Raw genomic sequence first — 18,323 nt, forward strand, 5'->3', positions numbered from 1 at the left:
AAATGACGGAATGCAACCCAGTTGAACAGGATGATACACCATGGATAAGTTTGATCAGGCAATTATCAGCGCATTGCGGCAAAATGCCCGCAAAAGTGTGTCCACCATTGCCCAGGAAGTGAGCCTATCCCGCAGCGCCGTATCGGAACGCCTGAAGAAGCTGGAGCAAAGCGGCGTTATCCGCGGCTATCAGGTACTACTGAGCGAATCGCAAAAAGATGGCGTGAGCGCCTATTTTGAAATCCAGCATCAATGCCGTAACTGCGCCGAGATTGTGCATCTGTTTCAGGCGGTACCGGAAGTGGTCACCTGCCACGGCATTTCCGGCGAGATGGATTTGCTGGTATACGTCAAAACCCCCTCCATGCGGCGTTTACACGAAATCAGGGAGATGATTGACGCCCACCCGGCCATCAGCAAAATCAAAACCCACGTGGTAATGAGCGAATGGATTAACAATCTGCAGGCGTAATCCCGTCCCGGGCAACAGGCAATAAAAAGCCACCTGCGTGCTCAAACAGGTGGCAAAACCCGTGGAGGTTCGGGTAATGTGTGGATAAAGAGCAAAGTGGCGTCCTGCCCAATGACTTCCCTGTTGTTACGGCATATCTGCCATAAAACGTGAACGAAGCTCTTTACCTTATTGGTTGTTATTAAGCTCGCACATATATCCTTTAAGCAATGGTCATCTGGCCGGCGTACAAGATGAAATGACGCAACAAGATAACCCCAATCAAGCTACAGGAGGCGGTGCCTGCCACATAGGCAAAACGGCGTTTGGCAGTGGCGGTCATGAACAGGTTCATCGCCAACGGCACAGACAAGCCAATCAGCAAAATGCCGACCCAGAACACCATGCCCCAGAAACCGAATCCCACCGCGTTGGCAGCAGCCACTTTCGCCTGACCACCGGTCAGTACCAAACCGATAAAGAAAGTGAAGATGGCGACCATTTCCACCAGGATCAACGGGATCTCGATTTTATGGATAAGCTTCACTTCCCGGCCGTCCGGATTTCCCTTGAGCAGCACGCCACCCAGCAAGGAGGCCGCCGCACCGGAAGACAGTGCCGACAACAGGAACAGAATGGGCAATACCGGGTTTTTCAGCATCGGATAACCCGGCAGGGCTGATAACAGGAAGCCGGTATAAGCCCCCAAGGCCAGCGCCAAGATCACCAGCAGTCCGGTAATGGTGGGTTCGTTTTTGCCCAACAGCTCACTGATTTTCAGTACCCATGGGAAACGTACCCGGCACCATTCGTCAATCACCGGCCGGAATACCAAGGCAATCCACATGAACATGAAGACCATGTAAATGCACAGGATGATAACCCCGACGGACATGACAGAACTCAGGTTGTAAAACACCAGGATTTTCCAGAAATGCAGCGGTTTGGTCAGGTCGATAACCAAAATCCCCAACCCGGCCATCACCGTAATCGGCGCAACCAGACAAGCGGCCTGCACAAAGCCTGACTTGTAGGCTTCTCCCCGCAAGGTGATGTTTTTCAGCAATACGGCAAAGAACATTGCCCCGCCGGAAACCCCGGCAAAAAACAGATAAAACGCAATTGGCCAATGCCAAACCAGATGTTCAAAATGGAAAGGGCTCATAAGGTTATCCCTCCCTGCTTAGCCTGAATACGGAACAACTTGGGATGAGTTCCCAAATCTTTCTTGTTGCGGTACACCGGATTCTCTTCCAGCACCTTCACGATTTCTGAATTCGGATCATTCAGATCGCCAAATACCAGTGCTTTGGTGGGACACGCTTCCACGCAGGCAGGTTGTTTCCCCTGTTTCAACTGAGTCTCACGACAAAAATCGCACTTGTCAGCCGCCTTGGTCACCGGGTTGATGAAGCGGATCTGGTACGGACAGGCGGCAATACAATACTGGCAGCCCACGCACTTCCAGGAATCCACAGTGACAATGCCGGTTTCCTTGTCTTTGTACGCCGCCCCGGTAGGGCACACATACACGCAAGGCGCATTTTCACATTGCTCGCAGGATTTGCGGGAAAAGTGGTAATACTGGTTCGGATATTCGCCAAACGGGCCGGTGCGAATAATTTCCAGTCGCGCCACGCCTTCAGGCACTTGATTCACTTTACGGCAGTTATCAGAACACGCATTACAACCAATGCACTTGGATTCATCGTGCAGCATGGCGTATTTCACCGCGCCTTTTTTCGGCTCGTCGCCCACCACGTCACCATTGGTCAGAACATACAGTGAAACACCGGCGATAACGGCACCACTGCCCTGTAAAAATTGTCTTTTTGACTTATCCATTATGCCCCCCTACTTGCCATGACACTGGCGGCATAGCTGACTATGCTCAGTGCCAACCGCTTTGGTCATCGGATCTTCAGCCGGGTGTAATTTATGACAAGCGGCACAGCTGACCTTGTTTGCATGAACAGTGTGTGTCCATTCACCTGCCGCCAGTTTTTCAGGACGGTGGCATCTGAGACAGGTCTTGTTCTGATCTTTAGGGGCGATTGCTGCATCCGGAGCAAATACCCGGATGTTGTTGGGTTTGCGGGGATGATTCCCCTTTTCACCATGACAGGTTGCACATTTGAAATGTTTGCTGTCCTGTCCGTGAACACCATGCATCGTGCCGTTACGCTTGTGGCACTTTACACAGGGGTCACTGTTGATTTTCAGAGTGGTAGAGGTTTCTGCATTGGCGGTGCCGGCAAAGCCGTAACCTAACAGGCATACCAATGAGGCCACACTGAGCACTGTGCGCCAAGTATTCCTGAACATAGTTTTGTTACCTGATTATTAGATTGTTATTTTTAAGAGGGTGGTGACAACCAAAGTCCTGAGTTGTCACCAACACCGACGGCTGATGACTTAGGCAGCTAACGCCTGCATCAGATGCTGCTTATCCATAGGGCAGTCACGCTTCATATCAATCAGCCGAATATTGAGTTTTTGAAGCAGTGGTTTAATTTCTGCGTTGGATTTGTCACTAAAGTCAGAAATAACCATTTTTATTTCTGATGAGTTCTGGTCTACAAGCACATAATCCAGATACCCGTGAAGTTCTGTATCGCCTGCTCCTGCCTCAACCACAGACTCCAGTGGAACATGACTGCAAATTTCATATTCACCTTTAGTCAGACTCTTCAGAGACTTGAGAAAGCCCAGGCTTTCGTTATCGAACAGACGTTGTTTAATTCGTGTATGCATTGGTGCTGCAGTTTCTGACTTAAAAAACTTAATACAAGTCATCACAAATGTAACTGCGATGAAAGGAACTGCAATAAACAACACAAAATAAATAAACGCATAACTGAGATAGACAGATGCGGTACCCATATTAACCTCCAACTATCATGTTTGTATTTATAGTAGCGATATCTCGCAATTAAATTATTGGAGAAAAATGCAACAACATACGTGATCATCATCACAGCGGATGTATCCGGCTTGTTAGCAAAACCCAAAATTAAGAAGCTAATTTAATTGCTGTTTTTGGGAAATGTATAATGAGAAATGCGTTTATCACAAAGCAGATATGTAAATATTAAAAAATGAAAAAAGCATTAACCGAAAAGTGAAAAATTATTAAAATAAATATAAAAGCAGAATTAAAAAAACACCTTTAATAAAGTCTAATTAAAATACATTTTTAAATGTGACATGAGACAGGTTTTAGATTTTCTATTTTTCGAAATTTTTATTAACCTTAATTGCAATAGAAATTTCCGCAAAAAGGAGTAGCGGCAATGAAGCACATTGATTTCGAAAAGCTCGACATGCTGAGCCTGATGATAATTGTTGGGCTGTGCGAAAATAAATCTGCGACGCATGTCTCAAAAATTCTCAATGTCCCCCAGTCAAAAATAAGCCGCTGCCTAAGGAATGTGAGAACCATTTTTGGTAACGAACTCTTTTACCGGAAAAAATATGGGTTGATCCCCAATGAATATGCCAAAAGGATCTATCCCATTGCCAAAGAGATTGTTGATCACGCCCATAACTTTAATAATCTGGCCAATGTACAGGAAAACAGTGAGCGCTGGTTTGAAGTAGCCGTGCCCGGGCTGGTGACCTATCTGTACCCCAAGGCGCTGATGCAGTCCATCCGCCATGAAGACAAGCAGTTCCACCTGAATATCGTGCCGTGGAACAACAGTACCTTGCAAAGCATCATCGACGGCGAAATCACCATGGGGGTTTGCTGTGGCAATCATCATGACGCCCTGAAACTGATTGGCAACGACCATGAAATCGAATCCCTGAAACATCTGAACAACATCTTCCTGCTGTGCAGCAACAAGCACCCCCTGCTTCAGCAGGAGATCACCCTGGAGTCGATAGCCAAATATCCTTTCGTCAAAACGGATCTGGGCTGCAATCCCCACGCCACCTGCCCCTTTGAAGACTGGTGCCATCGCAATGAAATTTCGCTGGATGTGGAGATCAGCATCAGCAGTGTGTCGTCCCTGTTCAACTATCTGGAAGAAAGCCAGGCAGTAAGCCTGGTGCCCTATCAGTCAGTGTACGATTTGCTGACCGACATCCCGACGCTACACGGGTGCAAACTGGCGGAATCCGAAGCCATGCGCATGTTCGGGATCAGCAAACCCAAAACCGTAGAAATTATCGCCCCTACTGACAAAGGGGATCCGGATTTGAACTGGTTAAAACAGAAAGTAAAAGACGTGACCCAGGCCCTGGTATAACAACCCGTTTTTTTGACTGACTGAACATACATCGCCGCCCCTAAACAGGTTACACTAATGCACATATCTGCTTGAGTGCCTGTTTATGCAAAAGAATCAACACGCCGAACTGAACCTACTCTGGGGCGAACTCATTTTAGAAGAACTGGCAAGGCTGGGTGTACAGCACGTGTGCATGGCTCCCGGCTCCCGTTCCACCCCCCTGACACTGGCAGCCGCCAAACAAACCAAACTCCAACAACACCTGCATTTTGACGAACGCGGACTGGGTTTTTATGCCATGGGACTGGCCAAGGCCAGTCATGCACCGGTGGCCATCATCACCACCTCGGGAACCGCGGTGGCCAACCTGTTTCCAGCCATTGTCGAAGCCTGGCTCACCCGGGTGCCGTTAATTGTATTGTCGGGCGACAGGCCACCGGAACTGATTGGCTGCGGTGCCAACCAGGCCATCAACCAACCGGGGATTTACGGCCAGTATGCCCGGCCGGTCAACCTGCCCACGCCAACCCGATCCATTGCCCCCCAGGTGCTGCTAACCACCGTGGATGAAGCGGTGGCAAACCAATGCATGCCTGTGCATATCAACTGCATGTTCCGTGAGCCGCTCTATCCCCAATCATTGCCGGATGCAGCTTCTGATGCGCTCAGCCACTATCTGCAGCCACTGCGGCACTGGCAGGGCAACACCTTGCCATACAGCCAGTACAGCCCGCCCATCCGTGGCCAGCTGCCAAGCCAGGATGCCTTGACCCGGTTTGTGCACGGACAGGGGGTCATTATTGCAGGCACCCTCACCCAGGCCGAACAACCGGAGCAACTCGTGGCACTGGCCGCCAAATTGGGTTGGCCACTGTTGACGGATGCCCAGTCCCAATTGCGCCAACACCCGGCGGCCATTGGCAATATCGATCAGTTACTGCAACAGCCCAAAGCCCGGGCATTGCTGGAGCGGGCGGACAGGGTGTTGCTATTTGGCGGCAGGTTGCTGTCAAAACGGTTGATTGCCTATCTGGAACAGCAACCGTGGCACAGTTACTGGCAGGTATTGCCCCAACAACAACGCCTGGACCCTGGCCATAACGCCAAAACCCTGTGGCTGTCGTCGCTGGCGGATATCACCGCCCTGGACTGGCCACGCTCTTCAGCCGCCAACTGGGCCCTGCCGCTGGTGGCGGCCAATGAACAACTGCAGCAACTGTTTCATCAACAGATTGATTTGGGGCCCTTTGGCGAGGCTCAGGTGGTGCGTGCCATTGCCGCAACCCGTCCTGGGCAACAGCAGCTGTTTATCGGCAACAGCCTGCCGGTACGGCTCTATGACATGTTTGCCCCCATCACCCCCAGCCCGGCCCACACCCATACCAATCGCGGCGCCTCGGGCATTGACGGGCTGATTGCCACCTGCTGCGGGGTTGCAGCCCACCAGCAACAAGCCACAACACTTATCATCGGGGATATTTCGGCCCTGCACGACCTGAACTCCCTGGCGCTGGCGCGTCAGGCGCAAGGGCCGCTGGTGCTGGTCATTCTCAATAACGACGGCGGCAGCATTTTCAACATTCTGCCAGTACCGGATGAACAGATCCGCCAGCGTTATTACCGGTTGGGACATGGTCTGGAATTCGGCTACGGCAGCGCCATGTTTGGCCTGCCCTATAACCGGGTGGAAGATTTGCAGTCCTTTAACGAGGCCTATCAGGACGCGCTGGATTATGCCGGCGCATCGGTCATTGAAGTGCGCGTCAGCCAGACCCAAGCCAGTGAGCAGATTGCCCAGCTCAATCAATGGGTGAGACAAAGCTGATGCTGGCCTGCCACTGCCATGGCGATAAACGCCTGCCAGCATTGGTGCTGCTGCATGGATTTCTGGGCAATGGCAATGACTGGACGCCCCTGTTGCCCGCCTTGAGCCAGCACTATTATTGTATCGCCATTGATTTGCCCGGCCATGGCGGCAGCGGCGCTGAACTTGTGCCCCAACCGGGGTTTGAGCATGTGACCGAACTGCTGCTGCACACACTTGAACAACTGGGTATCGGGCAATTCCATTTGTTGGGGTATTCCCTTGGTGGCCGTATTGCCTTGCATGTGGCCCAAACCGTGCCCCAACGGTTGCTCAGCCTGCATCTGGAGTCCTGTCATCCCGGGCTGCTCACATTGGCAGACAAGCAGCAACGGGCCATCAGCGATGCCCAGTGGGCCACCCGGATCGCGCAACTGCCGCTGGCACAATTTCTGACATTGTGGTACCAGCAACCGGTGTTTGCCGAGCTTTCCGACACTGCCAGAGCCGCGCTCATTCGGCAGCGAAGCCAGCAGCATCCGGCCGGATTGTTGGCCATGTACCGCGCCACATCCCTGGCATGGCAGCAGAATTTACAGCAGGTGCCGGGTCTCTGTTCCTGCCCGGTGCACTATTATTACGGGCAGCAAGATGCCAAGTTTTCGGCGCTGGCTCAACGCTGGCAGCTCAAGACCCCGATGCAATGCCACGCCATCAGTGCCACTGGCCATAACTGCCATCAGGGAAACCCGTCACAATTTCTGAAGGTATTGCTGACAGCACTGGCCACATCGGCGGAGGGAACACCATGAAGATTGACGCTTTGACCCTGGCCCGTTACCAGATCCCGCTGGAGGCCGGATTGCCCGTAGGCAAGCAGCGCATTGAGTCGCGTCAAGGTGTGGTATTGCGCGCCTGTGTGGATGGCGGTGAGCATTACGTGGAAATAGCCCCCCTTAGCGGCACGGACCGGGATGGTCAACTCATCAACGGTTTTAGCCGCGAATCCCTGGATGAGGTGATTGCAGAGGCGAAAAACCTGCTGCCGTCAGTGATGAATGGCACCCATGACCTGCAAAACGCCTGCCACGGCACGGCGTTGCCTTCTCTGGCCTGGGGGCTGTCACTCTTGTCGGCCAAAATACTCGGGCAACTGCCGCTGCACCATCACCAGTTTCTGCCCGTGCCCTTGCTGCTGCCCCGGGAAGGGGAACCCGGCGCCCTGCTCAAACAGCGCATTGCCGCCTTGCCGCCCGCAATAACGCGGCTGAAAATCAAAGTGGCCCAAACCTCCATGGCTGAAGAGTTGTCCCTGATTTATGCGGTGCTGGAGCAGCGCCCCACGCTAAAACTGCGTCTGGACGCCAATCAGGGATTTGAACTGGCCGAGGCAGAAAGCTTCTGTGCCTGCTTGCCCAAAGCCGCCATTGAATATGTGGAAGAGCCCTGTCGCCGCTGGCAAGACAACATGACCCTGTTTTCCCGCACCGGGATCCCTTTTGCCCTGGATGAAACCCTGGCAAGGAACCCCAATGAGGAGATCAGCGCAGAGCTCCACACCCAGGGATTACGGGCACTGGTGCTAAAACCCATGTTGCTGGGCAGCCTGCAGCGGCTGCAGAACCTGATCCGGCACGCGGATGCCTTGGGCATCCGCACCGTGCTCAGCTCATCACTGGAAGCGTCTCTTGGCATTCATGACATCTGCCGGGTGGCTTCCTGGCTAACCCCGGATGAAGCCCCGGGGGTGGATACCCTGTCAGCATTTGGCAAAACATTAATCACGGGGGATGACCCCCGCCACAATCTCACCTTTGATGCGCTCACCACTGTTTTCACTTTAGAGAAATAACCCATGTTGTCACCCCTACATCAAAGTGCCCAACACTACCCCGCCACCATTGCCTTGATGGTGCAGGGGCGCGGTATCAGTTACCGTCAGCTGAGTCAGCAGGTGCTGTCCATGGGGCAACAATTACGCCATGGGGGCATGAGCCCGGGTGACAAACTGGCCTGTATTGCCGGCAACTGTGCTGAACTCATCACCCTCTATTGGGCCTGTGTGGATAACGGTTGGCTGTTTTGTCCACTCTCCCCGAAATTTCCTGACAGTCAGCTGCAACAGTTAATGCAGCGGTTATCCATCACCCATTTGTGGTGCCCGGATGATCAGCGCCCGGCCTTATGGGCACAGCGCCAACGCCTTGAGCCGGACTTCACCGCCATGCTCAATGGCCCCATACCGGACATTACCCCCCATGTGCCGGTGGATGTCATCCTGACCTCCGGCTCCAGTGGCGTTCCCAAAGCCGCCCTGCACAGTCTGGCCGGGCACATTGCCAATGCCCAGGGCAGCCATACACTGGTGGCGTTGCGCCGGGATGACGGCTGGCTGGCATCTTTGCCGATTTTCCACATCGGCGGCTTGGCCATTATCAATCGCTGCGCACTGGCGGCGGCCACACTGATATTGCCCGATGCGGCCCTCACGCTGGCACAACAGCTGAAACGGGATCCCATCAGCCATCTGTCACTGGTGGCTGCCCAGCTGCAACAGCTGCTGGATGAGGCTCCCAGCAGCCTGGCACTGATTAAATACCTGTTATTGGGCGGCAGTGCCATCAGCCAGACACTGCTGACACGGCTGAGCCTGCTAGACATGCAGGTGTTCACCAGCTACGGCATGACCGAAATGGGCTCGCAAATCACCACCGGGCCTGCAACGCAAGATGGCAGCAGTGGCAAACTGCTGCCCCTGCGCGAGTTGCAGATTCGCGAGGGGGTTATCTGGGTACGCGGTGCCACGCTGTTTCTTGGTTATCTGCAAGATGACGGCAGCATTGACAGCGCCACGGATGCCGACGGCTGGTTTTGCAGCAAGGACAGGGGCTATTGGGATACGCAGGGGCGGCTGCATATCCAAGGGCGGGCTGACAACATGTTCATTTGTGGCGGGGAAAACATTCAGCCGGAAGAGGTGGAAAATGCCCTCAAACGCCATGAGGACATCACTGAAGCCATTGTGTTTGCCCAGCCAGACGCCCGTTTTGGCAATCTGCCCGCAGCCATTGTGAAAACCCGCAGTGGGCATATTCCCGATGATGCCGCACTGAAACCCTTCCTCTGTCAGCATATTGCCGGCTTTAAACGCCCGCGGCATTATTATCCTTGGCCGGAGCTGGCCACCCCGGGCCTTAAGGTACAACGCCAGCAGGTGATTGCCGCCGTAAAGGAAAAAATGTAATTGTTTCGGGTGAGGGCACAAAAAAACCGCTAATCAATAGCGGTTTTTTCATGATGTGCGGTGGTGTGCCAAAAACTTTCAGGCGGCGAAAACTCAGGCCTCCATGCAGGTCTTGAGCTTGTTCATGGCATTCTTTTCCAGCTGCCGGATACGCTCAGCGGAGATTTGGTACTGATCGGCCAACTCCTGCAACGTGGTTTTTTCATCATCCAGCCAGCGGGCCCGCAGAATGTGCTGGCTACGTTCATCCAGTGTTTTAATGGCTGCCAGCAACCGCGCCTGTGAATTGGCTTCCCAGTTATCCTGCTCTACCTGCTCGGCCACATCCGATGAGTGATCTTCCAGATAAAGCGCCGGGGCGAAATCGTGCTCGTCGTCATGATCACTGCTCATGTCAAACGCGGCATCCTGCGCCGCCATGCGGGACTCCATCTCGGTCACATCCGCTTTGGAAACGCCCAAACTGTCAGCCACCATGGACACTTCTTCATCGCTGAACCAGCCCAGCCGCTGTTTGGCCTTACGCAGGTTAAAGAACAGTTTGCGTTGTGCCTTGGTGGTGGCCACTTTCACGATGCGCCAGTTTTTCAGCACATATTCGTGAATTTCGGCTTTAATCCAATGCACCGCAAAGGATACCAAACGTACGCCTACATCCGGGTCAAAGCGTTTTACCGCTTTCATCAAACCGATATTGCCTTCCTGGATAAGGTCTGCCTGCGGCAGGCCGTACCCTGAATAACCCCGGGCAATATGCACCACAAAACGCAGGTGCGACATGATAAGCCGCTTAGCCGCCTGCAGGTCACCTGTTGCCTGCAAACGCTTAGCCAGCGCATATTCTTCTGCGGCTTCCAGCATGGGCATGCCGTTTACCGAATGAATATAAGCCTCTAGACTGCTGCTCCCCTGGGGAACCATCAGTGCCATTGATTGCGTTTGATCAGTCATGCACGCTCCCTATCTTTACTACATCCAATGAAACAATTTCGATGGAATTGATGCACTATCGGCGAATTGACATTATATGTCAAACCCCGCTAGGGCACGGAGCATTATTTTTGCTCCGTATCTATGACAATGCAAGTGCCGTTTAGTTCAGTAAATCATCAATGGGGTTCTATGGCTCGCAAGTGCTGTCGTACTGACAAATATGACCCCAACCAGCCAAGAAACGAGGCCGCTGCCACCATTTGCAGCAGTTCGGTAAAACTCAGTGATTGCAGTTGCAGGTCGCTGCCATACAGCCCCATGAAGCTGCTCAGCGTGCCGGAAAGATACCACACCAACAGGTTTATTATACACCATGCCAACAGGCCGCCGACCACCCCGTACCAAATTCCGCTATACAAAAACGGACGCTGAATGAACGCCTCGGTGGCGCCCACCAGCTTCATCACTTCAATCTCATTGCGCCGGTTCATGATGGCCAGGCGAATGGTGTTGCCAATCACCAATACCACCGCCAGTACCAGCAGCAACGCCAACCCCAGCACAATGCGCTCCAACAAGTTAACCAGTGCCTGTAACCTTTGCAGCCATTCAATATCAAGACGTCCAAAGCTCACTTCCGCTTCCTGCTCCAGTTTTGCCAATAACTCCTTGGCTCCCACAACGGTGGAGTAGCGCTCGGTGGGGGTCACGGTAATGACCGCTGGCAACGGATTGCTGCCAAGGTAAGACAGTGCCTCACCAAACCCCGAGCGCTGCTGGAATTCCGCCAGCGCCTGTTCGCGGCTGATGTACTGCAACTGGCTGATTTCGGGATATGACTTAAGGCGTGCCAACAGGCTCTGAATGCTCTGGGGCGAGCGCTCCCCTTCTATGAACAGGGAGATTTGCGCGGCGCTGTCCCAGGAGTGGGTAATGTTTTCCGCATTTTTTACCAGTACCTGCAATGCGGCAGGCAGGCTCAAGCTCACCCCCAGCACCGCCATGGTCATCAGCGATGATACCGGCGTGCGCCATAACTCGCCCATGCTGCCGGTGGCATGTTGCAGGTGGCGGATGAAAAACATCACAATCCGGCCGGAGAGGGGCAATTTGGAGCGGGTCAGAGATGAAGGTGACATAGCAACTCCTGGCTCAACGCTGAGGGGGGATGATATCGGCCTCGGCGCCCATCATGCGCCCCTGGCGCAAGGTCAGCGTCCGGTAACGCATGCGGGCAATCAGGCCAAGATCGTGCGTGGCAATCAACACGCTGGTGCCGGCATCGTTAAAGGTTTCAAACAGCCGCAGAATGTCCATGGACAATTTGGGATCCAGGTTACCCGTGGGTTCATCGGCCAGCAGCAGTGCCGGTTTGTTGACAATGGCCCTGGCAATGCCTACCCGCTGCTGCTCACCACCGGACAACATGATGGGATTGTGTTTCTCTTTGCCGTACAGCCCCACCATGTCCAGCGCACCGGCCACCCGTTTGCGGATTTCCCCCAACGGGAAACCTTCTATCACCAGCGGCAGCGCCACATTATCAAAAACACTGCGATCCATCAGCAAATGGTGGCTCTGGAAAATCATGCCGATATGCCGTCGCAGATAGGGCACGTGCTGACGCTTGATGCTGGCGATATCGTGGCCGTTGATGTACACCTTGCCGGCGCTGGCCCGCTCTATCACGGTGATCAATTTGAGCAGGGTACTTTTACCGGCCCCTGAATGGCCGGTAAGAAAAGCCATTTCTCCCCGTTGCAGGTGAAAGCTCACCTCGGTCAGCGCTTTCTGGCCACCGGGATAGATTTTGCTGACCTGCTCAAATCGAATCATACTCAGCTGTCCGTTTTTTCCTGACTGAACAGGGCATCAATAAAATCTTTGGCATGAAAGGTACGCAAATCGTCAATTTGCTCGCCCACCCCGATATAGCGAATAGGAATACCAAATTTATCGGCAATGGCAAAGATCACCCCGCCTTTGGCGGTGCCGTCCAGCTTGCTGATGGTAATGCCTGACACGCCCACGGCTTCGTGAAACAGCTGCGCCTGACTAATGGCATTCTGCCCGGTACAGGCATCCAGTGTCAGCATCACTTCATGGGGGGCGTTGGCATCGAGCTTTTTCATCACCCGCACCACTTTTTTCAGCTCATCCATCAGGTGCGCCTTGTTTTGCAGCCGTCCGGCGGTATCGGCAATCAGCACGTCCACATGGCGGGACTTGGCCGCCTGCAATGCGTCAAACAGTACCGAGGCGCTGTCAGCGCCGGTATGCTGGGCAATCACCGGAATGTCGTTACGCTGGCCCCATACCTGCAACTGCTCTACCGCAGCGGCGCGGAAGGTATCCCCGGCTGCCAGCATGACAGATTTCCCCTGTTGCTGGTACTGTTTCGCCAGTTTACCGATGGTGGTGGTTTTACCCACACCATTGACACCCACCATCAGGATGACAAATGGCCCGTCGCTGTTTTCCGGCACCAGCGGCTGGCTTACCGGCTCCAGTGTGGCCAGCATCTCCTGCTGCATCAGAGAATACAATGCCTCGGCATCTTTCAGCTGCTTGCGATTGGCGTGATCAGTCAGGCTACTGATGAGTTTGGTGGTGGTTTCCACCCCCACATCGGCAATCAGCAGCTGCTCTTCCAACTCTTCGAACAGCTCATCATCAATTTTTTTGCCGCGGAACAAGCCGATAAAACCACTGCCGATATTTTCGCTGGTGCGCATCAGCCCCCGTTTCAAGCGGGCAAAAAGCCCCTCTTTCTTGGGCTTGGCCTGGGGTTCTGGCTGGGGGGTTGGGGCCTCGGCAGCATCTGCCATCTCTGGTGACGACTCAGTGACCACCGCGGCTGGCGCTGATGAATGCACAGCGCTGTCATCGGGCACAGCTTCGGCAAGCTCAGCATTTTCGACCGGACTTTCCGTTTCAGCGGTGCTGACCACCACCTGCTCTGGTTGCCCTTGCGGGAATTCAGGGGCGTCGCTCTCAGCAGTGTCACAAGTGGTTGCGGTGGCAGCTGTTGCAACGGGATGCTCCTGCTCAGGGGCAGAAACGATCGGAGCTGGCGATTGCTCAACAACCGCTTCCGTGATGGGTTGTTCTGCAACCTCCGGCGCCACATCCGTGGGCGTGGCCGCTGCGGTTGTGTCCGTTACTGCCGCTTGCGCTTCTGCTTTTGCAGTTTTGTCTTTGCGGAACCAGGAAAATAAACCTTTCTTTGCCATCAGTATCAGTGCTCAATCTCTTGGGTGGGAAATGCCAGGAGCCTCGGGGGGCCACTGTTTAATGGTCGCGGATCTGCCCTTTGCCGGCGTTTTCGCCCTCAATGGCAACTTTGTTATAGAATAGCGACGCTTTCATCCCCCTTCACAACATTAACTGCCTGTTAATGCGCAGCATTATGAAGCGGGTTAGAATTTTCGGTAAAGTTTACCACTTTATTTCTGTTGGCAACATCACGGGGGCAACATGTCCAAAAATCGGCCCGGCAGCGGTCAGGTAAGAATTATTGCAGGGCAATGGCGCTCCCGCAGACTCCCCATTACCGATCTTGAAGGATTGCGCCCCACCACCGACCGGGTGCGTGAAACCCTGTTCAACTGGCTAAGCGGTTATCTCACCGGCGCCCAGGTGCTGGACTGCTTTGCCGGCAGTGGCGCCCTGTCGCTGGAAGCGTTATCCCGCTATGCGGCCTTTGCCAGAATTCACGAGCTACAGCGCAGCGCGGCTAACCAGCTGCAGGCCAATCTGGCCACCTTGAAATGCGATGCGGCCCAAGTGATCATGGGCGACACCCTGCAACATCTGGCACGCCCCGCCGACAGGCAATTTGATATCGTGTTCATTGACCCGCCTTTTCGCAAGGGGCTGGCGCAACAAACCATTACCCTGCTGCAACAACAGGGCTGGCTGAAAGACGGAGCGTTGATTTACGTGGAGGTGGAAGCCGAACTGGCCACGTTGCAACTGCCAGGGCAATGGCAGCAATTGAAAGAAAAACAGGCGGGGCAGGTTAGCTACCGCTTATACCGTTACCAGCAGGACATGCTATGAAAACACTGATCACCCTTGGAAAACTGGTTACCGCTCTGGCCTGGCTGCTGATGCTGTTTAATCTGCTCCATCCGTTTGACGGGCAAATTGCCGCCGTGCTCAATATCCTGTTGGGCGTCACGGTCATGATGCACCTGTTGCAGACCTTGATTTTTCACACCCTGTTCAGCCGGGTGTTACCCCTAGGGGTACGGGATTATGTCAACGGCTTTGCATTCGGGGTGTTTGCCCTGCTCAGCTACCGCCAGCAACTGCTGCAACATCACGCCAACTAACCCCTCATTCTAGATAAAGCCAATGGCCAGCGGGTATTTGTACACTTTGCCCTCACTGGCCTTGACGGCGCCTATCACGCTAAAAATCACGTTCAGCAACACCAGTAGTCCCAAGATGAAAAAGCCGATGATAAACCAGGCCAGAATAAAGCCGATGATGTAATAAATCATCATGCTGATTTGGAAATTCAGGGTGTTACGGCCACAGGCATCCACAAACAGTGAATCTTCCCGTTTCATCAACCATACAATCAACGGCCCCAGAATGTTGCCAAAAGGCACCAGGTAACCGGCAAAGCTTGCCAGATGCACCAACATGCCCATGTCCCGTTCGTTTTTTGTCAGTTCGTACATGTTTACTCAATTTCCTTGTAAAGGTTGAAATTGTGCCGGGCCGTGCAGGCGCTTATGCCAGTCTTCCAGCACACCTGTGTTCAAACGCCGCTGCAGATTTCGCTGCCAGTCAGCCGCAAGGCCTTCGGCCGCCAGCAGGATTTCATAACCTTTGGCGTTGTACTGCGGTGCAAAATACAGTGCCATTGCCTGCGCCAGGCTTACGGCAGAGCGTCGCTCCTGCAACTGGAACGTGTCCTGTGGCCGAATACACCCCTCTTGCAGCACCCGATAAAACCAGCCACATTTGCCGCTATCCTGCATGGCTTTGGAAAATCCCGCCTGACCATACTGTACATTCAACTTGAAGCAGGGAGAACGGGGTTGGGTCACCTGCAAACGGACACTTCCCAGCGCCACAATGTCGCCAATATGCAGTTGCCGTTCATCCAGCCCCAACGATGAAATGTTCTCCCCCATGGCAGGTGCGGTACCCGCTGCCGGCATCAGGCCCTGTTGCCGGTAGTCGTCGTAATGCTGCAAGGGGAAATGGTGCAGCACCCGATCCGGGCCACCATGATTTTTGCCGTCTGCTTGAGCATCATGGAGCACGCCGGCAAACCCCACCTGCAACAGAGGCTGGGGGGATTTGTTATTGATGCCGCTGCTTAAGCCTTCGACAAACTGCAAGTTGTCACCGGCATACAAACCACAAATACGATGTTCTGGCAACGTCTGAGCTGTCATGTTAACACCTTGACGAATAATGAATTAACTTGATGTTTTACCATATTGGCAATCGCTAGGCCACCCGCAGAAGTATAGCGCTTTACGACAAGAAAAAACCCCGTGGGGGACGGGGCGAAAGGAATAACCAGCAAATGAGCAAGACGTTGCCAGCGGTTGCCAACGGACGTTGCAGCGGCATCATGCCCCAGCGGTATGACAACGGCATGACAAAAAACAAAGCCCCGCCAGAAGCGGGGCAAAAAACTACCAAAAAGGAAGAATGAAGGGAGTATGCAGAAAAACTGTCTGTTTAATACTCGCGACGCATGTTAGAGCGACTCCATGACAGGGAGGTGACGTCCGTATAGTGTTTTTATGACACCCTCATTCCCGCCGGGATTGGAGATAGCGCTGCAACGATTCACCGGGCAGGGAGGTATCCGAGGCCACCGCATGAGCCCCCCAAATGGCCGCCTCCGCCATGGCGTCGGTAATGGCGCGTCCCGATAACAAACCATGGATAAGCCCGGCTGCATAGACATCGCCAGCGCCGGTGGTATCCACAACGGTTGCCGCTTTTGCCGGGATCTGCACCTCCCCTTCACCGTGGTACAAGCAGGCCCCCCGCTCACTGTCGGTGACAATGAAATAGCGCAGTGCGTCTCCGGCAATCTGCCGGGCAAATTCCCAGTAAGGCAACCGGGTGCGCTGGTGCATGTCAGAATGGGAGGACAATAAAATCTGGCAGGGCCGCGGGCTGTCATCCTTGCCCAGTTGTGCCACCACCAGCGCATGCGGCAATGCACTTTGCGCCCACTGCACCGCCCCGTCTGCCTGGCTGTTTAAATACAAGGCATCCCATGCCTGCCACGACGGCGCTGCGGCCAACTGAAATGACGGCCGTTGTGGCCGGATGATGGTGCGCTCTCCATCCGGTGTCATCACCAGCAGGATTTCACAGGTCGCGCCGTCATGGCGCTGCACCCGGCGACAATCCAGCCCGTGCAGTCCGGCCTGAGCCAGCACCCAGTCGCCCAGTTCATCGCTGCCCACCTGGCTCACCAGCGCCACATTGTGCCCGGCCCATTCCAGCCCCATCCCGGTATTGGCCCCGCCACCGCCAAGGCGGCGGCCACCATCTTCATACTGGAAACGGCCGCCGGTTCGCAGCGCGTTATCCAGCGACAAAATCCGATCGCAGTTGAGATTGGCTATCAATAAAATGTTGGCCATGTGCCCCCTGTCGCTATGGTGAAACTGCCGCGCCCGCAGGCGCTTGCTGTAAAAATGCCCGAACCCGAGCCAGATGGGCGGCACCCTCGCCCAGCCCTAACCGATACACGGCACTGACTTTCTCGACATCCCGCTCCAGCCGGGATAACCCCAGCGGCAAACGGGGCTGAATGACCAACGCCCGGCCTGCTGCCACCGCCTGCTGCAACTGTGCCAGCGCCTGGTTATAGCATTGATGGCGCATGATCAATGCCTGTGCCACCGCCGGATAACGCCGGTATATCCGCCGGGCCAGCCAAGGCAGCTTGAATGGCGATTTACGGTATGCCGCATCCTGGGTCAAGATCACCACCTGCCGCTCATAACCATCCTTTTTGGCTTGGGCAATGGGAATCGGCGCGGCAATGCCACCATCCAGATACGGCGTTTGCCCAAGCCGCATGGGCGGTGAGATGAACGGTAAACTGGATGAGGCTATCAGGATATCCAGCAGTTTATCGTGGGAGGTAAAATCCGCCATGCCGAAAAAATCGGTCGTGCCGCTGATGCAGTTAAAGGCCCCCACCTTGAATTCTGCCCCGCTGTTAAGAAAGGTCGAAAAATCAAAGGGGATTAACTCATGAGCCATGCGCCGATAGGTAAAATCCACATTGACATAGTTGCCATGCTTAAGCCAGTGACCCAATCCCATGTAGCGTTTGTCGTTCAGGAAACGCTGCTGAATTTGCAAATTGCGTCCGGGCTGCCTGGACAGATACGACATGGGATAGATGGCACCGGCAGAGACCCCCACCAAGTAGGGAAACATCAGTCCCGCGTCAAGAAAAGCATCCAGTACCCCTGCGGTATACATTGCCCGCAGCCCGCCGCCTTCCAGTACCAATGCGGTTTGTGCCATCACTACGCTCCTTCTGCCCTGAAGCAAGCAGCATACCCAAGCCAGACCGGCTGGCAAGCCTTTTATCGTCACCTGCCAGACCCGTGACCGTCCACAGTCCACATCCGCTCATGGGCCGATACCCCC

General features: G+C 54.3%; 21 protein-coding genes. 9 read left to right on the forward strand and 12 right to left on the reverse strand.

The annotated features are described in order from the left end of the window. Positions 1-40 precede the first annotated feature (40 nt). Complete coding sequence (locus ACIDEJ_RS10240) at positions 41-472, forward strand: Lrp/AsnC family transcriptional regulator (RefSeq protein WP_411987976.1); 432 nt, start codon at positions 41-43, stop codon at positions 470-472. Between the two features lie 202 nt (positions 473-674). On the opposite strand, the gene nrfD is transcribed toward ACIDEJ_RS10240, so the two are convergent. The 4 genes from nrfD to ACIDEJ_RS10260 form a co-directional block, all read right to left on the reverse strand. Beyond that, entirely contained in the window at positions 675-1,616 is a 942-nt protein-coding gene (gene nrfD, locus ACIDEJ_RS10245; protein ID WP_411987977.1) for an NrfD/PsrC family molybdoenzyme membrane anchor subunit, read from the reverse strand. Further along, a complete protein-coding gene (locus tag ACIDEJ_RS10250) occupies positions 1,613-2,296 on the reverse strand; it encodes a 4Fe-4S dicluster domain-containing protein (protein ID WP_411987978.1) in 684 nt (227 codons plus the stop codon). Before ACIDEJ_RS10250 ends, nrfD begins: the two co-directional genes overlap by 4 nt. 9 nt (positions 2,297-2,305) lie before the next feature. Next, the gene (locus ACIDEJ_RS10255; RefSeq protein ID WP_411987979.1) at positions 2,306-2,776 is read right to left on the reverse strand and encodes a nitrite reductase; all 471 of its coding nucleotides are present in this window, start codon (positions 2,774-2,776) and stop codon (positions 2,306-2,308) included. 90 nt (positions 2,777-2,866) lie between these two features. After that, positions 2,867-3,334, reverse strand: a complete 468-nt coding sequence (locus ACIDEJ_RS10260; protein ID WP_411987980.1) for a hypothetical protein — start codon at positions 3,332-3,334, stop codon at positions 2,867-2,869. 452 nt (positions 3,335-3,786) lie between these two features. Here ACIDEJ_RS10260 and ACIDEJ_RS10265 point away from each other — a divergent pair, with 452 nt between their 5' ends. From ACIDEJ_RS10265 to menE, 5 genes are all read left to right on the forward strand, one after another. After that, positions 3,787-4,704 carry a LysR substrate-binding domain-containing protein gene (locus ACIDEJ_RS10265; RefSeq protein ID WP_411988048.1) on the forward strand — a complete coding sequence of 306 codons (918 nt, stop codon included), beginning with the start codon at positions 3,787-3,789 and terminating at the stop codon, positions 4,702-4,704. 85 nt (positions 4,705-4,789) lie between these two features. Further along, positions 4,790-6,511, forward strand: a complete 1,722-nt coding sequence (menD, locus tag ACIDEJ_RS10270) for a 2-succinyl-5-enolpyruvyl-6-hydroxy-3-cyclohexene-1-carboxylic-acid synthase (protein ID WP_411987981.1) — start codon at positions 4,790-4,792, stop codon at positions 6,509-6,511. Further along, positions 6,493-7,302, forward strand: a complete 810-nt coding sequence (menH, locus tag ACIDEJ_RS10275) for a 2-succinyl-6-hydroxy-2,4-cyclohexadiene-1-carboxylate synthase (RefSeq protein WP_411987982.1) — start codon at positions 6,493-6,495, stop codon at positions 7,300-7,302. The genes menD and menH overlap by 19 nt, the downstream gene beginning before the upstream one ends. Beyond that, positions 7,299-8,342, forward strand: a complete 1,044-nt coding sequence (gene menC / locus ACIDEJ_RS10280) for an o-succinylbenzoate synthase (RefSeq protein WP_411987983.1) — start codon at positions 7,299-7,301, stop codon at positions 8,340-8,342. Before menH ends, menC begins: the two co-directional genes overlap by 4 nt. Before the next feature lie 3 nt (positions 8,343-8,345). Then, positions 8,346-9,734: an o-succinylbenzoate--CoA ligase gene (gene menE / locus ACIDEJ_RS10285; RefSeq protein ID WP_411987984.1), complete on the forward strand. Its 1,389-nt coding sequence runs from the start codon at positions 8,346-8,348 to the stop codon at positions 9,732-9,734. 93 nt (positions 9,735-9,827) lie between these two features. On the opposite strand, the gene rpoH is transcribed toward menE, so the two are convergent. The 4 genes from rpoH to ftsY all read right to left on the reverse strand — a co-directional run bounded on the left by rpoH (position 9,828) and on the right by ftsY (position 13,900). Further along, positions 9,828-10,685, reverse strand: a complete 858-nt coding sequence (gene rpoH, locus ACIDEJ_RS10290; protein WP_411987985.1) for an RNA polymerase sigma factor RpoH — start codon at positions 10,683-10,685, stop codon at positions 9,828-9,830. Between the two features lie 158 nt (positions 10,686-10,843). After that, positions 10,844-11,806 (reverse strand): permease-like cell division protein FtsX, encoded by a 963-nt coding sequence (gene ftsX / locus ACIDEJ_RS10295; RefSeq protein ID WP_411987986.1) that lies wholly within the window; start codon positions 11,804-11,806, stop codon positions 10,844-10,846. 13 nt (positions 11,807-11,819) lie between these two features. Then, positions 11,820-12,503 (reverse strand): cell division ATP-binding protein FtsE, encoded by a 684-nt coding sequence (ftsE, locus tag ACIDEJ_RS10300; RefSeq protein ID WP_411987987.1) that lies wholly within the window; start codon positions 12,501-12,503, stop codon positions 11,820-11,822. A gap of 2 nt (positions 12,504-12,505) precedes the next feature. Then, positions 12,506-13,900, reverse strand: a complete 1,395-nt coding sequence (gene ftsY / locus ACIDEJ_RS10305; protein WP_411987988.1) for a signal recognition particle-docking protein FtsY — start codon at positions 13,898-13,900, stop codon at positions 12,506-12,508. A gap of 244 nt (positions 13,901-14,144) precedes the next feature. Here ftsY and rsmD point away from each other — a divergent pair, with 244 nt between their 5' ends. Both rsmD and ACIDEJ_RS10315 read left to right on the forward strand, forming a co-directional pair. Continuing rightward, entirely contained in the window at positions 14,145-14,729 is a 585-nt protein-coding gene (gene rsmD / locus ACIDEJ_RS10310; RefSeq protein WP_411987989.1) for a 16S rRNA (guanine(966)-N(2))-methyltransferase RsmD, read from the forward strand. After that, positions 14,726-15,004 carry a DUF1145 domain-containing protein gene (locus tag ACIDEJ_RS10315; RefSeq protein WP_411987990.1) on the forward strand — a complete coding sequence of 93 codons (279 nt, stop codon included), beginning with the start codon at positions 14,726-14,728 and terminating at the stop codon, positions 15,002-15,004. The genes rsmD and ACIDEJ_RS10315 overlap by 4 nt, the downstream gene beginning before the upstream one ends. Before the next feature lie 9 nt (positions 15,005-15,013). Here ACIDEJ_RS10315 and ACIDEJ_RS10320 read toward each other — a convergent pair whose 3' ends face one another. Beyond that, a complete protein-coding gene (locus tag ACIDEJ_RS10320) occupies positions 15,014-15,358 on the reverse strand; it encodes a DUF4870 domain-containing protein (RefSeq protein WP_411987991.1) in 345 nt (114 codons plus the stop codon). A gap of 6 nt (positions 15,359-15,364) precedes the next feature. Continuing rightward, positions 15,365-16,084, reverse strand: coding sequence for an MOSC domain-containing protein (locus tag ACIDEJ_RS10325; RefSeq protein ID WP_411987992.1), 720 nt, complete (start codon positions 16,082-16,084; stop codon positions 15,365-15,367). A 134-nt stretch (positions 16,085-16,218) separates the two neighbouring features. On the opposite strand from ACIDEJ_RS10325, the gene ACIDEJ_RS10330 reads away from it, so the two are divergent. After that, positions 16,219-16,350: a hypothetical protein gene (locus ACIDEJ_RS10330; protein WP_411987993.1), complete on the forward strand. Its 132-nt coding sequence runs from the start codon at positions 16,219-16,221 to the stop codon at positions 16,348-16,350. Between the two features lie 100 nt (positions 16,351-16,450). On the opposite strand, the gene ACIDEJ_RS10335 is transcribed toward ACIDEJ_RS10330, so the two are convergent. Both ACIDEJ_RS10335 and ACIDEJ_RS10340 read right to left on the reverse strand, forming a co-directional pair. Beyond that, on the reverse strand, positions 16,451-17,299 hold the full coding sequence (locus tag ACIDEJ_RS10335) for a PfkB family carbohydrate kinase (protein ID WP_411987994.1): 849 nt from the start codon (positions 17,297-17,299) through the stop codon (positions 16,451-16,453). A gap of 13 nt (positions 17,300-17,312) precedes the next feature. Further along, positions 17,313-18,197 (reverse strand): patatin-like phospholipase family protein, encoded by an 885-nt coding sequence (locus ACIDEJ_RS10340; protein ID WP_411987995.1) that lies wholly within the window; start codon positions 18,195-18,197, stop codon positions 17,313-17,315. Positions 18,198-18,323 lie beyond the last annotated feature (126 nt).

This window comes from Shewanella mytili (assembly GCF_046765975.1).
Lineage (GTDB): Bacteria > Pseudomonadota > Gammaproteobacteria > Enterobacterales > Shewanellaceae > Shewanella > Shewanella mytili.

Coding starts and splice junctions, on each gene's coding strand:
- ACIDEJ_RS10240 (WP_411987976.1), top strand. CDS start 41: ATGGATAAGTTTGATCAGGCAATTATCAGCGCATTGCGGCAAAATGCC.
- nrfD (WP_411987977.1), bottom strand. CDS start 1,616: ATGAGCCCTTTCCATTTTGAACATCTGGTTTGGCATTGGCCAATTGCG.
- ACIDEJ_RS10250 (WP_411987978.1), bottom strand. CDS start 2,296: ATGGATAAGTCAAAAAGACAATTTTTACAGGGCAGTGGTGCCGTTATC.
- ACIDEJ_RS10255 (WP_411987979.1), bottom strand. CDS start 2,776: ATGTTCAGGAATACTTGGCGCACAGTGCTCAGTGTGGCCTCATTGGTA.
- ACIDEJ_RS10260 (WP_411987980.1), bottom strand. CDS start 3,334: ATGGGTACCGCATCTGTCTATCTCAGTTATGCGTTTATTTATTTTGTG.
- ACIDEJ_RS10265 (WP_411988048.1), top strand. CDS start 3,787: ATGATAATTGTTGGGCTGTGCGAAAATAAATCTGCGACGCATGTCTCA.
- menD (WP_411987981.1), top strand. CDS start 4,790: ATGCAAAAGAATCAACACGCCGAACTGAACCTACTCTGGGGCGAACTC.
- menH (WP_411987982.1), top strand. CDS start 6,493: ATGGGTGAGACAAAGCTGATGCTGGCCTGCCACTGCCATGGCGATAAA.
- menC (WP_411987983.1), top strand. CDS start 7,299: ATGAAGATTGACGCTTTGACCCTGGCCCGTTACCAGATCCCGCTGGAG.
- menE (WP_411987984.1), top strand. CDS start 8,346: ATGTTGTCACCCCTACATCAAAGTGCCCAACACTACCCCGCCACCATT.
- rpoH (WP_411987985.1), bottom strand. CDS start 10,685: ATGACTGATCAAACGCAATCAATGGCACTGATGGTTCCCCAGGGGAGC.
- ftsX (WP_411987986.1), bottom strand. CDS start 11,806: ATGTCACCTTCATCTCTGACCCGCTCCAAATTGCCCCTCTCCGGCCGG.
- ftsE (WP_411987987.1), bottom strand. CDS start 12,503: ATGATTCGATTTGAGCAGGTCAGCAAAATCTATCCCGGTGGCCAGAAA.
- ftsY (WP_411987988.1), bottom strand. CDS start 13,900: ATGGCAAAGAAAGGTTTATTTTCCTGGTTCCGCAAAGACAAAACTGCA.
- rsmD (WP_411987989.1), top strand. CDS start 14,145: ATGTCCAAAAATCGGCCCGGCAGCGGTCAGGTAAGAATTATTGCAGGG.
- ACIDEJ_RS10315 (WP_411987990.1), top strand. CDS start 14,726: ATGAAAACACTGATCACCCTTGGAAAACTGGTTACCGCTCTGGCCTGG.
- ACIDEJ_RS10320 (WP_411987991.1), bottom strand. CDS start 15,358: ATGTACGAACTGACAAAAAACGAACGGGACATGGGCATGTTGGTGCAT.
- ACIDEJ_RS10325 (WP_411987992.1), bottom strand. CDS start 16,084: ATGACAGCTCAGACGTTGCCAGAACATCGTATTTGTGGTTTGTATGCC.
- ACIDEJ_RS10330 (WP_411987993.1), top strand. CDS start 16,219: ATGAGCAAGACGTTGCCAGCGGTTGCCAACGGACGTTGCAGCGGCATC.
- ACIDEJ_RS10335 (WP_411987994.1), bottom strand. CDS start 17,299: ATGGCCAACATTTTATTGATAGCCAATCTCAACTGCGATCGGATTTTG.
- ACIDEJ_RS10340 (WP_411987995.1), bottom strand. CDS start 18,197: ATGGCACAAACCGCATTGGTACTGGAAGGCGGCGGGCTGCGGGCAATG.